This is a genomic window from Zhongshania aliphaticivorans, assembly GCF_902705855.1.
GTDB classification, from domain to species: domain Bacteria; phylum Pseudomonadota; class Gammaproteobacteria; order Pseudomonadales; family Spongiibacteraceae; genus Spongiibacter; species Spongiibacter aliphaticivorans_B.
In genome coordinates, this window is record NZ_CACSIJ010000011.1 from 1 (window position 1) to 15,175 (window position 15,175).

11 protein-coding genes are annotated in these 15,175 nt (G+C 52.5%); 5 read left to right on the plus strand and 6 right to left on the minus strand.

The genetic code is table 11. From position 1 onward, the window contains the following. A partial coding sequence (locus GVJ32_RS04480) for a transposase domain-containing protein (RefSeq protein ID WP_200841337.1) occupies positions 1-179 on the plus strand: 179 nt, incomplete at its 5' end. A gap of 182 nt (positions 180-361) precedes the next feature. On the opposite strand, the gene GVJ32_RS04485 is transcribed toward GVJ32_RS04480, so the two are convergent. From GVJ32_RS04485 to GVJ32_RS04510, 6 genes are all read right to left on the minus strand, one after another. Further along, on the minus strand, positions 362-1,600 hold the full coding sequence (locus tag GVJ32_RS04485) for a ribonucleotide-diphosphate reductase subunit beta (RefSeq protein ID WP_159238867.1): 1,239 nt from the start codon (positions 1,598-1,600) through the stop codon (positions 362-364). A 94-nt stretch (positions 1,601-1,694) separates the two neighbouring features. Next, positions 1,695-4,589 carry a ribonucleoside-diphosphate reductase subunit alpha gene (locus GVJ32_RS04490; protein WP_159238868.1) on the minus strand — a complete coding sequence of 965 codons (2,895 nt, stop codon included), beginning with the start codon at positions 4,587-4,589 and terminating at the stop codon, positions 1,695-1,697. A 399-nt stretch (positions 4,590-4,988) separates the two neighbouring features. Then, positions 4,989-6,050 carry an ABC transporter ATP-binding protein gene (locus GVJ32_RS04495; protein ID WP_159238869.1) on the minus strand — a complete coding sequence of 354 codons (1,062 nt, stop codon included), beginning with the start codon at positions 6,048-6,050 and terminating at the stop codon, positions 4,989-4,991. A gap of 156 nt (positions 6,051-6,206) precedes the next feature. Further along, positions 6,207-7,124 (minus strand): ornithine carbamoyltransferase, encoded by a 918-nt coding sequence (argF, locus tag GVJ32_RS04500; RefSeq protein ID WP_159238870.1) that lies wholly within the window; start codon positions 7,122-7,124, stop codon positions 6,207-6,209. Positions 7,125-7,151: 27 nt separating this feature from the next. Then, complete coding sequence (locus GVJ32_RS04505; protein WP_159238871.1) at positions 7,152-8,342, minus strand: acetylornithine transaminase; 1,191 nt, start codon at positions 8,340-8,342, stop codon at positions 7,152-7,154. Positions 8,343-8,605: 263 nt separating this feature from the next. After that, positions 8,606-9,766, minus strand: coding sequence for an iron-containing alcohol dehydrogenase (locus tag GVJ32_RS04510; protein ID WP_159238872.1), 1,161 nt, complete (start codon positions 9,764-9,766; stop codon positions 8,606-8,608). Between the two features lie 213 nt (positions 9,767-9,979). On the opposite strand from GVJ32_RS04510, the gene GVJ32_RS04515 reads away from it, so the two are divergent. The 4 genes from GVJ32_RS04515 (at position 9,980) to GVJ32_RS04530 (ending at position 15,170) form a co-directional block, all read left to right on the plus strand. Next, positions 9,980-11,527: a hydantoinase B/oxoprolinase family protein gene (locus tag GVJ32_RS04515; protein ID WP_200841338.1), complete on the plus strand. Its 1,548-nt coding sequence runs from the start codon at positions 9,980-9,982 to the stop codon at positions 11,525-11,527. 330 nt (positions 11,528-11,857) lie between these two features. Beyond that, on the plus strand, positions 11,858-12,184 hold the full coding sequence (gene grxD / locus GVJ32_RS04520; protein ID WP_159238873.1) for a Grx4 family monothiol glutaredoxin: 327 nt from the start codon (positions 11,858-11,860) through the stop codon (positions 12,182-12,184). 194 nt (positions 12,185-12,378) lie between these two features. Then, entirely contained in the window at positions 12,379-14,562 is a 2,184-nt protein-coding gene (locus GVJ32_RS04525) for a TonB-dependent receptor family protein (protein WP_200841339.1), read from the plus strand. A gap of 149 nt (positions 14,563-14,711) precedes the next feature. Then, positions 14,712-15,170 (plus strand): hotdog fold domain-containing protein, encoded by a 459-nt coding sequence (locus GVJ32_RS04530; RefSeq protein ID WP_159238875.1) that lies wholly within the window; start codon positions 14,712-14,714, stop codon positions 15,168-15,170. The last annotated feature ends 5 nt before the right edge of the window (positions 15,171-15,175 follow it).

A 15,175-nucleotide genomic window follows, 5' to 3' on the forward strand; every position in this document is an offset into this window, starting at 1 on the left:
TCAGCGCCACACCGAGGGGCGCCCATGCCAGCGCCGCTATATATAGTTTAATCGAAACGGCAAAAGCAAATGGCCTTGAGCCTTACGCGTATTTGCGGGAAGTGTTTACAAGACTGCCGAGCATATCCAGTGATGAAGAATTACAGGCGCTGCTACCTTGGAATGTGTCGCTCGTGTAGGGTGTGGTTAATAGAGCGCTTACCTCTCTAGCGCAAACTGGGCCCAATCTCAGATGGTGGTCATTGGGAAAGCTTGTAACACACTGATATTAAACGAAAAAGGCCGCTAATTAGCGGCCTTCTGGATCATCACTAGTGACAAAATGTCGCTCTCTAGTGAGAATTGCCGGGGGGAAATTACATCACCAAGTCAACGCCCCTCCAGTCTGATACTCAATTACTCTTGTCTCAAAAAAATTCTTCTCCTTACGCAAGTCCATGATTTCACTCATCCATGGGAAGGGGTTTTGCGCGCCGGGGAATTGTTCTTTTAAGCCGAGTTGGCTTAGGCGGCGGTTGGCGATGAATTGGAGGTATTCTTCCATCATGCCTGAGTTCATGCCGAGTACGCCGCGTGGCATTGAGTCGCGGGCGTATTCAATTTCTAGCTGCATGCCTTCGACGATCATTTGGGTGACTTCGCCTTGGAATTTTTCGCTCCAGAGGTGTGGGTTTTCCAGTTTGATCTGGTTGATCATGTCGATGCCGAAGTTCAGGTGCATAGACTCGTCGCGGAGTATGTACTGGAATTGTTCGGCGATGCCGGTCATTTTGTTGCGGCGGCCCATAGACAGTATTTGGGTGAAGCCGCAGTAGAAGAAGATGCCTTCGGTTACCGCGTAGAAACCGATCAGGTTGCGGAGCAGCTCTTGGTCGGTTTCTGGGGTGCCGGTGTGGAAGTTTGGATCGCCCAGTGCTTGGGTGTGCTGCAGGCTCCACGCCGCTTTTTTAGCGATGGAGGGCAGTTCGCGGTACATATTGAAGACTTCGGCTTCGTCCATGCCCAGTGACTCTACGCAGTATTGGTAGGCGTGGGTGTGGATGGCTTCTTCAAAGGCTTGGCGCAATAAGTACTGGCGGCACTCTGGGTTGGTGATGTGGCGGTATACGGCCAGCACTAAGTTATTGGCAACCAAGGAGTCGGCGGTTGAGAAGTAACCCAGTGAGCGCATGATGATGCGGCGCTCGTCGTCGGTCAGGCCTTCTGGATTTTTCCACATGGCGATGTCGGCGGTCATGTTTACTTCTTGCGGCATCCAGTGGTTGGCGCAGCCGTCGAGGTATTTCTGCCATGCCCAGTCGTATTTAAAGGGTACGAGTTGGTTTAAGTCGAGGTGGCAGTTGATGATGCGTTTGTCTTCTACACGCAGACGCGCTGCGCCCATTTCCAGTTCTTCTAAACCGGCGGCAACGTCTAGGTGTTCGATAGCGGCGTTGGCTTTTTCGAGTACGCTTTGATCAGCAATGCTAACGCCGTCTTCGTTGTTCATGGTGTTTAGCGCGGCGCTAACAACCGGTTCAGCAGTTTTCGGTGCTTGGGGTTTGGCGACCGGTGCTTTTGCGGGTGCTTCGTCTTTATCGAATTCGTCCCAACTTAACATTTTATAACCTCAATTCTTTTATGTGTTGCTCTGTATTTTTCGTCAGACGCCAGGCATCCGACGTCCAACTAAGGGGCCAGCGGCCCCTGCGCACTTATTGACAGGCTTCGCAGTCTGGATCGTCCAGCGAGCAGGCCAGTGGTACTGGTGCAGCTTGCGGTGCTGCGGCAGACGCGGTGGCGGCTGCTTTAGGTGCTGACTGCGACGATACTTTGTTCATTGAGCCCTGAGTCACAGTAGATTTCTCAGTGGAGCTCGCTGCCAGCGCGCGGAGGTAGTAAGTGGTTTTTAGGCCACGGTACCATGCCATGCGGTAGGTGATGTCGAGCTTTTTGCCTGAGGCGCCAGCTATATATAGGTTCAATGACTGGGCTTGGTCTAACCATTTTTGACGACGGCTTGCGGCGTCTACTAACCAGCGCGGTTCAACTTCGAACGCGGTGGCGTACAGGGCTTTAAGATCGTCTGGAATGCGGTCTATTTTGCTAACCGAACCTTCGTAGTATTTAAGATCATTGACCATAACCGCGTCCCACAGGCCGCGTGCTTTTAGGTCTTTAACCAAGTAGGGGTTCACGACGGTGAACTCGCCAGACAGGTTAGATTTCACATACAGGTTTTGGTAAGTCGGCTCGATCGACTGCGACACACCAGTGATGTTAGCGATGGTTGCGGTTGGCGCAATTGCCATCACGTTAGAGTTACGCATGCCCTGGGTTTTAACGACGGCGCGCAGGCTGTCCCAATCTAGAGTTTGGCTGCGGTCAACTTCAATGTAGTCGGCGCCGCGTTCTTGCACGAGGATTTCTACTGAGTCGATGGGCAGAATGCCACGGCTCCATAATGAACCTTCGTAGCTTTGGTAAGAGCCGCGCTCTGCTGCCAAGTCGCTCGATGATTTAATGGCGTAGTAGCTGATGGCTTCCATTGAGCGGTCGGCAAATTCCACTGCTTCGTCAGACGAGTAGGGAATGTGTTGCTTGTATAGTGCGTCTTGGAAGCCCATCAAACCCAGGCCGACAGGGCGGTGTTTGAAGTTTGAGTTTTTAGCTTGTGGCACGCTGTAGTAGTTAATGTCGATGACGTTGTCGAGCATACGGACGGCCGTTTTTACGGTTTTTTCTAGCTTGGCTAGATCTAAGCCGCTGTCGCCGATGTGTTGCGCAAGGTTAACCGAACCCAAGTTACATACTGCGATTTCATCTTTGCTGGTGTTCAGGGTGATTTCTGTACACAGGTTAGACGAGTGCACCACGCCAACGTGTTGCTGTGGGCTGCGCAGGTTGCATGGGTCTTTAAAGGTGATCCATGGGTGGCCAGTTTCAAACAGCATAGACAGCACTTTGCGCCACAGGTCGGCTGCTTTTACGCGCTTATAAAGTTTGATGCCGCCTTGGCGAGTTTGTTCTTCGTAGTGCTCAAAGCGCGCTTCGAAGGCCTTGCCATACAGGTCGTGCAGGTCTGGAACGTCGTTGGGTGAGAACAAGGTCCAGTCGCCGTCTTGGAAAACCCGCTTCATGAACAAATCAGGAATCCAGTTGGCGGTGTTCATGTCGTGGGTACGACGACGGTCATCACCGGTGTTTTTGCGCAGCTCGAGGAATTCTTCAATGTCGATGTGCCAGCTTTCTAGGTAAGCACACACGGCCCCTTTACGCTTGCCACCTTGGTTTACGGCAACAGCAGTGTCGTTAACCACTTTAAGGAAGGGGACAACGCCTTGTGATTTGCCGTTGGTGCCTTTGATGTAAGCGCCGAGGCCGCGAACGGGTGTCCAGTCGTTACCTAGGCCGCCAGCGTATTTAGACAACATGGCATTGTCTTGAATCGCGCCGTAAATACCGTGTAGATCGTCTGGCACGGTGGTCAGGTAGCAAGAAGACAGTTGCGGGCGCAGGGTGCCGGCATTGAAGAGTGTTGGCGTTGAGCTCATATAATCGAAGGAGCTCAGCAGGTCGTAGAATTCAATGGCGCGGGCATTGCGGTCTTCTTCGTTCATAGCGAGGCCCATGGCAACACGCATAAAGAAGATTTGTGGTAATTCAATGCGCACTTCATTGCTGTGAATAAAGTAGCGGTCGTACAAGGTTTGCAGGCCAAGGTAATGGAACTGCATATCGCGCTCTGGCTTGATGGCTTCGCCCAGTGCGGCAACGTCGAATTCTGTTTCTAGGCGAGGGTCGAGCAATTCTAGCTCGGCACCTTTAGCCAAATACACTGGCAGGGCCTGCGGGTAGTAAATGCTCATGTCGTGCTGGGTCGCGCTTTGGGCTACGCCTAAAAAGTTCAGGGCTTCGGCGCGCAATTTGTCTAGCAGTAGGCGAGCGGTCACCAAGCTGTAGTTGTGTTCTTTCTCAACCATGGCGCGGGCGGTAATCACCAGCGAGGTATTGACCTCATCCTCTGGCACGCCGTTGTACAGGCTTTTCAGGGCTTCTTCTTGCACGGCAGCAGCAGAGACATCTTTCAGGCCTTCGCAGGCTTCTTGAACGATGAATTCTAGGCGGCCAAGATCAAGTGGCGACTCGCTGCCATCAGCGTGCTTAACGCGAATGCTAGGGTGAACTTTTTCGCCAACAGGGGCCAATTGGCTGCGCTCTTCAGCGCGGGCAGCGCGATACAAAACATAGCCGCGGGCAATTTTATGCTCGCCGCTGCGCATCAGTGCCAGCTCTACTTGGTCTTGAATTTCTTCAATATGCATAGTGCCGCCAGAAGGCATGCGGCGCTTAAAGGTGGCGCTGACTTGGTCGGTCAGTTTGGCAACCGTTTCGTGAATACGGGTAGAGGCGGCGGCGTTGCCACCTTCTACCGCTAGAAAGGCCTTGGTAATGGCAACGCTGATTTTGTCGTCAGTGTAGGGAACCACAGAACCGTTGCGCTTAATAACCCGTAACTGACCGGGAGCGGTGGCTTTAAGTTCTGCGTCGTTGCTGTTTTGCGGGGGAATGCCTGTGGCACTGGTGGTGCTGTCTTGTTGGGTTTGCATGATATCTCCGGGCCCTTGCTGATGTCCTTGAAACGATTGTGCGGCAGTCTTCCTGCGTGGCCTCTTGCTACCCAAATACGGGGTGAGGGCTTTATATGATGCTTCAATAACCTTGAAACTTGGTTTCAGTTCGGATGTGTCATCCGTTGTTATTTTGGTTTGGCTGAAACCCTATATATGGGGTTTGGCTGAAGCTGGCATACAAGATAATGCGGTTTGCCTGAGTTCGCAAGCACTAGATGCTGTGTATTTTCTGTGGATAAAGTGTCGGTAAGTGGTGGGTAAACACGGTATGAAGTGGTAGATGCCCACGAGACGTGGGTTTCCGCTGGATTGCCGACCCGCTGTGGGCCGGTAGACGGATTGTGAATAAAAAAGGTTTTCTTATGCCTTTAAAATTTAGGCTGCGCCGTGCAGCAATTCTTCGCGGCTGAAGACGATTAAATGATCTGCTTCGGTGGTGATTTGCACGGTGTCATTTATCGCGTAATTGCGATGACTTGGTAGCAGTGCTTCCACGCGACTGCCGGTTGGCAAGCTTAATGTGTAGAGGGTGGCACTGCCAGAAAATACTTTTTTCTCGATAGTGGCGGTAATACCGCCAAAATCACTTAATACAATGTCATCCGGGCGCAGCAATACTTCTACGGGGGTGCCTGGCGGCCAGTGATAGGCGCGGTTACCCATGAGGGTGCCAAGTTCGGTGGTGACGGTGTTAGCCTCGGTGCCGATTACGCCGGGTAAAAAGCAGCCTTCGCCAATAAAGTCGGCGACGGTGCGATTGTTGGGTTCGTGATAGAGATTAAACGGGGTGTCCCACTGCTGTAGCTGGCCGCCGTGGAGCAGGCCGATTTGGTCGCTGAAGGCAAAGGCTTCTTGCTGGTCGTGGGTAACCAAAATGGCGCTGATTTTGAGTTCTTTGAGAATGTCGCGCACTTCCAAACTCAGGCGCTTACGCAGCTCGGCATCTAAGTTTGAAAACGGTTCGTCTAGCAATAATAAGTCTGGGCTGGGTGCAAGAGCGCGAGCCAGTGCGACGCGCTGCTGCTGGCCGCCAGATAATTCGTGAGGGTAACGATGGGCGATACCATCCAGCTGCACCAGCTCCAGCAGGCGCTTTACGGTGCTGTGTTGTTGTACTTTGCTCTGTTTGCGTAGGCCAAAGCTTATATTGTCTTTAACGCTTAAGTGCGGGAACAGGGCGTAGTCTTGGAACACCATGCCGATATTGCGTTGCTCGGGGTCAATTAATTTGCCGGGTTCGCTTAGGCAGTGGTCGCGTAAAATAACACTGCCGTGGGTGAGTGGTTGGAATCCCGCGATGGCTCTAAGTATGGTGGTTTTACCGCAGCCGCTGGGGCCGAGCAGGCTGCAAATATCGCCGTCATTAACGTGAAAGCTGACCTTGTCGACGACAAAGTCGCTGGCGTATTGGCATTGGATTTCGTGAATTTGGAGCATGGCTTTGGACCCGCTATAGGCCGGATGGGAGACGGGAGATGCAAAAGCGGGCGCGGCTTTGCCGCGCTGATTCGGCGGAGCAGTTGTAAGGCCCTAGCGTTTCCCGTACCCAAAGCACTCGCTGCGCTCGCGGGGCAGGCCCTCTCCCGTCCAGCATCAAGCAGTCTGTGCCTCAAGCAATAAAAACTCCAGCAAGGCTTTCTGTGCATGCAGGCGATTTTCTGCTTCGTCCCAAATGACGGTGTTAGGATCGTCCATCAATTCAGCGCTGATTTCTTCACCGCGCTTGGCGGGTAGGCAGTGCATATACAGTGCGTCGGGGTTGGCTAAGTCCATCAGGGTGCGATTGATCTGGTAGCCAGACAGTTTGCGGCGACGCTCGGCCTTTTCTTCTTCTTGGCCCATCGATGCCCACACGTCAGTAACGAGTAGGTCGGAATTACGGGCGGCGTCTACGGGGTCGCGGACGATTTTTACGCGGTCGCCAGCGGCGGCTAGCAGATCGGCGCGGGGCTCAAAGCCCTCTGGGCAGGCGACCATTAATGTAAAGTCCAGCATCATCGCCGCTTTAATATATGACTGGCACATATTGTTGCCGTCGCCAATCCACGCGACTTGTTTGCCTTTCATGCTGCCACGGTTTTCGACAAAGGTTTGAATGTCGGCGAGTAGCTGGCAGGGGTGGTAGTCGTCGGTTAGTGCGTTAATAACCGGGACGCTAGAGTTGGCGGCAAAACGCTCGATAATGTCGTGCTCAAAGGTGCGAATCATGACGATGTCGCACATCGACGAAATAACCTTGGCGCTGTCTTCTATGGGTTCGCCGCGGCCAAGCTGGGTGTCGCGGGGCGATAAGAAAATAGCGTGGCCGCCCATATGCGCCATGCCCGCTTCAAAAGAAATGCGAGTACGGGTGGACGCCTTTTCAAACACCATGCCTAACACGTAATTAGGAAATTGAACGCTGGGTTTGCGGGCTTTGTGCTCTGCTTTGAGTTCGATGGCACGCTGAATAAGCTGTTCCAGTTCGGCGGGACTCAAATCCGTGAGAGTTAAAAAATGTCTTAAGGCCATTCGGCTACCTATACTGCTGAATCGGCATCACGCCGCGCTGCTCTGGTCTGTCCACGCTAAAATGAGTGGGCAGAGGATAGAGAGCAATTCATCAATTTCCTGTTGGTTAATAATTAGTGGTGGTAGTAAACGTACCACGCGCTCTGATGTCACGTTGATTAGCAAACCTTTCTCAAGCGCCAGAGCAACAAGGCCAGCGCAGGGGGTGGTCAGCTCAATGCCAATCATTAAACCTTGGCCGCGCACTTCTTTTACATGCGGAGCGTTGGCGAGCTGTTGTTTTAATCCGGCGACTAAGTAGCGACCGTTTTCGGCTACTTGCTCAATCGCGTTGTTGCTGGTCAGGGTTTTGACCACGGCGAGTCCGGCGGCACATACCAAGGGGTTGCCGCCAAAGGTTGAGCCGTGGTTACCGGGCTGAAATAACGATGCGGCTTTACCATGGGCGAGGCAGGCGCCAATTGGCACGCCATTGCCAAGACCTTTGGCGGTCACGACTACGTCGGGCATGATGTCGCTATGCTGGTAGGCGAAATATTTACCAGTACGGCCATTGCCAGTTTGCACTTCGTCTAGCATCAGCAGCCAGTCGTATTTGTCGCACAGCGCCCGCAGTTGCGAGAGGTATTCTGGCGGCAGAGTGTGAATACCGCCTTCACCTTGAATCGGCTCAATTAAGACAGCCGCAACGCTGTCATTATTGTGGGCAATGGTTTCCAGTGCCGCTATGTCGCCAAAGGGCGCGCGGATAAAGCCACGTACCAGCGGTTCAAAGCCGGCCTGAATTTTACGGTTGCCCGACGCCGTTAGGGTAGCTAATGTCCGGCCGTGAAAGGCTTGCTCCATAACGACAACGTGGGGAATCTCGATATTGCGATCGTGGCCGTGCTTACGGGCGAGCTTAATGGCCGCTTCGTTAGCCTCGGCGCCAGAGTTTGAGAAAAACACATTGTCCATGCCGCTAACGGCGCACAGGGCTTCCGCTAATTCGGTTTGTTTTTGCACCGAGTATAAATTGGAGGTGTGCAAAAGCTGGCCGGCCTGAGTTTGAATGGCTTCGGTCACGGCGGGGTGGGCATGGCCAAGGGCATTTACGCCAATACCACTAATGCTGTCTAAATAGCGCTTACCTTCTGTATCGAACAGTCGCACACCTTCGCCCCGGGTAAAAGTTACCGGTAGCCGTCCGTAGGTGTTCATTAATGCGGGCTGTGCCATCAACAGATCTCCGTACGCGAATATCACTTAAAGTGCGATAAACAGCGCAAAAAAGCAGTACAAAGGATTTAAAACGCAAAAAGGCAGCCAGTGCTGCCTAGTCAGAGCCTCAATAATATAAGGAACCACGCGGGAATTCTAGGCCTTGGCGCCGGAAAAACACCGAACGTGAGAATTACCGTATGTCAGTATTAACTTACGGTTCAGCCCTTGTTTTGCAATGGCTTGCGTTGCCGCAGGATTAATAAGGTCGGGGCGGCGAATTAGTCGCCCCAAACCGTTTGATACAGCGTGGCTATTTGTTCGGCGTTGGGAATACGCGGATTGTTTGCCGGTGAGCCAGAGTTCAGCGCTTGCTGGGCCATCGTCGGTATGGCTTGCTGCCATTGAGCTTTGCTTATACCGAAACTGGCGGGTGTTGGCACTTGTAAATCAGTGCAAAGTTGGCGTAGGCCGGCGACCAGTTTTTGGTTCGCCTGCTCGTCGCTGTCGCTGGCATCAGCCAACTGCATGGCGCGGGCGCAGCTGGCATAACGGGCTGGTGCGCCACTTATAGACCACGCGGTTATGTCGGGTAAAAGCATGGCATTACTCATGCCGTGCGGTACATGGAATAGGCCGCCAATGGGGCGGCTCATGCCGTGAATGAGTGTGACCGAGGCATTTGAGAAGGCAATGCCACCATGGGTGGCGGCGAGCATCATGGCTTCTCTTGCTTCGCGGTTGTCCGGTTCTTTGCACGCGGTGGGCAAATGCTTAGCAATGGCGCTCATTGAGGCCAATGCGATAGTGTCGGTAAACGGGTTTGCCTTGCGGCTTACATAGGCTTCTAAAGCATGGCAAAGGCTATCAATGCCGGTATCAGCGGTGAGGCGCAGCGGCATGGTTATGGTGAGTTCAAAATCTACCAGCGCCGCTACCGGCATTAGTCCCAAGCCCATGCACAGCATTTTCTCGTGGGTTTCGGTGTCGGTAATCACTGCAACGCGGGTGGCTTCCGAGCCAGTGCCGGCGGTGGTGGGGATGGCGATAATCGGCAGGCCGTCGTCTAGGGTGCGTGGCACTTTGTAGTCGCGTATTGGCTGTTCGCGGTTCGCCATCGCGGCGATGGCTTTGGCGGTGTCGATGGTACTGCCGCCGCCCAGGGCTACCACGCAGTCGTGTTCGTTTTCGCGCAACACGGCCAAGCCTTGATAGATTGCGTCGGTGGTCGGGTCGGGCACGACCTCGGTAAAGCTGCGGTGAAAAACACCTTCGTCATCTAGCTGCTGCTGCAGATTGGCAAGCCACCCCAAACTCACAATAAAGGCATCGCTCACTAAGAGTGGTCGCGATAAGCCCAGCTCTTTTAAAGTCGCTGGCAGCATACGGCTGGCTTCTGCACCAATGCGTAAAATGCGTGGCAGATTGATATTGCTGGTCATGGCGATAATCTCTTTATTGTATAGGCGCTATTTAATAGGCTGTGGGTCGTAAATACAATTTACGCGATTTGTTCGGCGGGGTTAACGCTCCGATAACCAGCCATAGTGCTTAAACTATATTTCGTGGATGCGCTGTTTGTGGCGGCGAGTCGCGATCAGGGATAATGCCGCCAATAGTCATATTGGTCTTTAGTAGAACAGTAGAGTGTTTTTATGTCGCAATCGCCAATACTCGACCCCGTAAAACTCGGTCTTTTTGTGAACCGACTGGAGTCAGTGTGCGAGGAAATGGGCGCGGTGTTACAGCGTGCGGCCTTCTCACCCAATATAAAAGATCGTTTGGATTTTTCCTGTGCGATCTTTGATGCTCGTGGTGAGCTTTGCGCGCAGGCGGCACATATTCCCGTGCATCTTGGCAGCATGGCATACGCGATGGCCGATATTGTGAGTGCCTGTGAATGGCATTCTGGCGATATGATCGTGGTCAACGATCCTTTTCTTGGCGGTACTCATTTACCTGACGTGACGGTGATTGCTCCGTTCTTCGACGGGGGGGGTGAGTTGCTGGCCTTTGTTGTAAACCGTGCTCATCACGCCGACATTGGAGCTTCAACTCCGGGCTCCATGCCGCTTTCCAAAACGCTGGCCGAAGAGGGTGTAGTCATTCCGCCTACCTTGTTAGTCCGCGCTGGCGTCTTAGATAAAGCCTTGCTCGATTCGTGGTTTGGCGACGGCCAGCATGGCGATTTTATTGCTCAGGTCAGTGCCAATCGCAGTGGCTTGCTGCGCTTGGCTGAAGTGGTGTCGGCACTGCCGGTGGCATTTGATGCCGCCGTCGAGCAATTGCAACACTACGCCGAAGGCATTGCCCGTCGTCGTTTGGCAGACTTGCCGAAGGGTATTTACCACTTTACCGACTATATGGACGACGATGGTTTCGGCAATAGTCATCTTCCTATTGTCGTCAGTATCGAATTAGCTAACGACGGTGTTGTCGTAGATTTTAGCGGCACCTCCGCGCAGGTGGCAGGCAATATAAATTGTCCCCTATCGGTGGCTGCAGCAGCAGTGTATTACGTATTTCGGTGTTTAATGCCAAACGAAGTGCCGGTGTGTATGGGGTTGTTTCGGTCAATTAGCTTGAGCGCGCCGCTAGGGTGCTTACTCAATGCCCAGCGCCCCGCAGCCGTGGCGGCGGGTAATGTAGAAACCTCAATGCGTATTACCGACGCGGTGTTGGGTGCATTGGCGCAGGCGGTGCCTGAGCTTATTCCTGCCGCGAGTCAGGGCAGTATGAATAATGTTGCTATGGGTGGCGCGATGAACTCACAAGGCGGTAGCGATACGTGGAATTACTACGAGACCATCGCCGGTGGCATGGGGGCACACGCAGACGGACACGGCTTAAGCGCGGTGCAAAGTCATATGACCAATACCTTAAACACGCCGGTAGAAAGCTTAGAAATGCATTATCCACTTAGAATTCGGCGTTATGCTCTGCGTCATAGCTCTGGTGGTACGGGCCAGTTTAAGGGTGGCGATGGTGTTGTACGTGAATTTGAATTTTTAGCGCCAACACAATTCACCTTGCTAACTGAGCGTCGAAGCCTCGCACCGTGGGGCTTGGCGGGTGGCGCTGATGCGGTAGCTGGGCGGAATTTTTTAAATGGTCAGCTGCTTCCGGCTAAAGTGAGCCAGTCCGCGAAAGCGGGCGATGTGCTCACCATTGAAACTCCTGGCGGTGGTGGTTGGGGTGGCTGACGTCGGACAAAGCTATAATGCGTGGCGGGGCTATACGCTGGACGGGGACGCTTTTTAGGAATCTTAGTCGGATGTCAGAAGTCGGACGACTGACGATAAGGTCAAAAGCAGCTCTCAGCACGATTACATAACACTAGACCAAAACGTAATTCAGCATCTACGGGCTTGGTATACGGCAACCTTACGTCCGACATCCGACGCCAGACCTCCGACGGTTTCAACCAGAGCCATTACTTTTGCCACTGGAATTGCTAGAATAGCGCCAACAATCTCCGGATAAGCGCCCCGTGAATCAGGCCTTATCACCGTTATCCGACAAGTAGGTGATCCATGGACACTATTGAAGCAATCAAACAGCAACTTTCAGCCAACCCCATCATCCTTTATATGAAAGGCTCCCCGAACCAGCCGCAGTGTGGTTTCTCTGCACGCGCGTCGCAGGCTTTAATGGAATGTGGTGAGCGCTTCGCGTTTGTGGATATTTTGTCGAACCCAGATATCCGCGCGAAAATGCCAGAATTTGCGAACTGGCCAACCTTCCCACAATTGTGGGTTGCTGGCGAGTTGGTCGGTGGCTGCGACATTATTTGTGAAATGCACGAAAGTGGCGAGTTAAAAACGTTGGTGCAGGAAACAGCGGTACAAGCTACTCAGTAATTCCCCCTCCTTTTGTTTTAAAGTGATTAAAAGCCCGGTTTGTAGTGCCGGGCTTTTTTATATCCGGCGCAATAAGTAAGAATAATTTATATTTAGATTTGTGTTTGTACTTGCTAATATCCGCGCAACAAAAATGCGGTTGGCCTTTTGCTGGGGAAGCGTTTGGCCAGTAATAAAAATATCTAGAGGTGTATATGCGACGTTTACTATTTGCTGCCGGTGCCTTATCTGCGGTTTCTACGGGCTGGGCTGATATAGCCACTAAGGAGAGCCGCGAGAACCTGAAGTTGGAGCAGGTTACTATCGTTGGTGAGCGAGTAGATGATGTTGCTGGTTCCGCTTATGTGTTGGATCAGCTGGAGCTTCAGAAGTTTGAGCATGTTGATATCCACCGTATTGTGCGTCAGGTGCCGGGTGTTTATTTTCAAGAAGAGGACGGGTATGGGCTGCGCGCCAATATCGGTATCCGCGGCTCGGGTAGTGGCCGTACTGCAAAAATAACGCTTATGGAAGACGGCGTGTTAATCGCGCCAGCGCCTTACGCAGACCCAGCTGCTTATTATTTCCCCACCAGTGGTCGTATGGCAGGAGTGGAAGTACTGAAAGGCCCACAGACGCTGCTCTACGGTCCGTATACGGTTGGTGGTGCACTAAATCTGATATCTACCCCTATTCCTGAGCAGCGAGAAGGCTTTGTTAATATCGAGGTCGGTGAAAACAGTGCCCAGAAATCTCATGTGCACTATGGTGCCACCGAGGGACAGTGGGGCTTCTTGGTGGAGAGTTATCAAGAAGAAACACTTGGTTTTAAGAGTATTGATCGCTCTAAAAAAGATACCGGCTATGACAAACAAGATTACGTCGGCAAGTTGCGCTGGCGCAGTGCCGAAGGAGCGACCTATGCTCAGCAGCTGGATCTAAAGCTTAACTACACGGAAGAGCAGTCTAACGCCACATACTTGGGCGTGACTGACGCGCAGTTTGATCGCGATCCCTACCGCCGCTATGGCATTACCGAATTGGATCAAATGAGTACCCGTCAGACTGGGGTATCGTTGCGTCATACGGTTGATTTTAGTGAAAGTTTGACTTTGAGTAGTATGGTTTACCGCAATAATTTTAAACGCAATTGGTTCAAGCTGGATCGTGTGGGTGGTACCAGTATTGGTGCCCTTATCGATAATGCCAACAATGGTGACGCCACTGCACTGGGTATATTGGAAGGCACGGAGGATGCCGTCGGTGTGCAAGTTAAGAACAATGCGCGCGACTATTATGGTGAGGGTATTCAATTTGAACTGGCCGGTAATATTGACGCCGCTGGGGCTAGTCATAACTGGGTAGTAGGTATTCGTCAGCATGAAGATGAGTCGGACCGTTTTCAGCCGGTAAATGTTTACAATCAGGTCAATGGTAGTCTGCAGTTTGATTCGATAATCCAGCCCGGCAGCAGTGATAACCGCATTGATGAGGCTGAGGCTTTGTCGCTGTGGGTAATGGACCGTATCAATATGGGCGATCTGGATGTCACGGTGTCTTTACGTCATGAAGATATTGGTACCGCGCAAACTCGCTACGGCGCGCTAGATCGGAGCGCAGTGGCTAGCACCGGCAAAAACTCGGTCGACGAGGTTATGGCTGGGCTGGGTGTTACCTATGCGCTGAACGATAGCTGGCAACTGCTTGGTGGTGTCCATCAAGGTTTTGCCCCTCCGGGCGGCGGCGCGACGGATGGCACGGGTGCGGAAGAGAGTCTGAACTATGAATTTGGTGGGCGCTACCGCAGCGGTAACTTAAGCGCAGATGTGGTGGCTTTCTTTAGTGATTATCAAAACACTGTTAACAATTGTTCTATTGCCAACCCTTGTAGCGGTGGTGCTGAGTCGGGTACCGAGAGCTTTGGCGAGTCTGCGATCAAAGGTTTGGAAGTGAGTTTGCGCACGGTATTAATGGAAACTGCCGATTTTCAAGTTCCCTTTACTTTAGCCTACACCTATACCGATGCCGAGGTCACCAAAGACTCAGACTCGGGCGATGTATTCAAGGGCGATAACCTGCCGTATCTACCAGAGAATTTGCTGAATATGAATGTCGGCATTGAAGATACTCTGGGTCGCAAAGTCTACCTGTCGGCCACTTATATTGATGAAATGTGCAAAGATAATCAGTGTGAGCGCCCTGTCGAGCAGCGCTATCGCAGTACGGATAGTTATGTGTCGATTGATGTTGCTGCCAGCATGCCTCTGGCTGAAAATGTGGAGGTGTACACTCGTATCGACAATTTAATGGATGATGAATCCATTGTGTCGCGCAGCCCAGCTGGGGCCAGAGTTAACCTGCCGCGGACGGCGTCTGTAGGCCTTCGTGTAAACTTCTAAAGTGATGGCGTCCACCTGTTTTCGGTGGTGGGCGCAATTTGTTGGTTCTTCCCAGTTGCCGGCTTGCCGGTTCATTTAGTCATCGCGGCCAATGTTTGTCGTTGGCGGTCGCCCTACTCTGATACTCCCAAACTCGTGGAGTGATACCAGTGAATCCAACATTGAAGTTATGGCGCAAACTCTCTGCGCTTCCCGCTGGCAGACTGCTTTTTTCTAAAGGCGTCTGTATGAAAGCGCCCTATTTCGCAACCATTAAACCTGTGTTTGAAGAGCTGGAAACCGGGTATGCGGTAGTGCGAATAAAAGAACGTCGCGCTATTCACAATCACATTAAAAGTGTTCACGCGATTGCGCTGTGCAATCTCGCGGAGATTGCCGGCGGTGTTGTTAGCGAAGCATCTATGCCCGCTGGCATGCGTTGGATTCCCGCAGGCATGACTGTGCGTTACTTGGGCCCAGCCAAGGGTGTGTTGCGAGGCTACGCCAGTATGCGTGACATTGTTGTTGGCGAAAAAGGCGTGGTGCCGGTTAAGGTAGAAGTGAAAAATGCAGTTGGCAATGTGGTATTTGACGCGGAAATTTCTATGCACGTGTCGCCAAAAAAATAATAGCG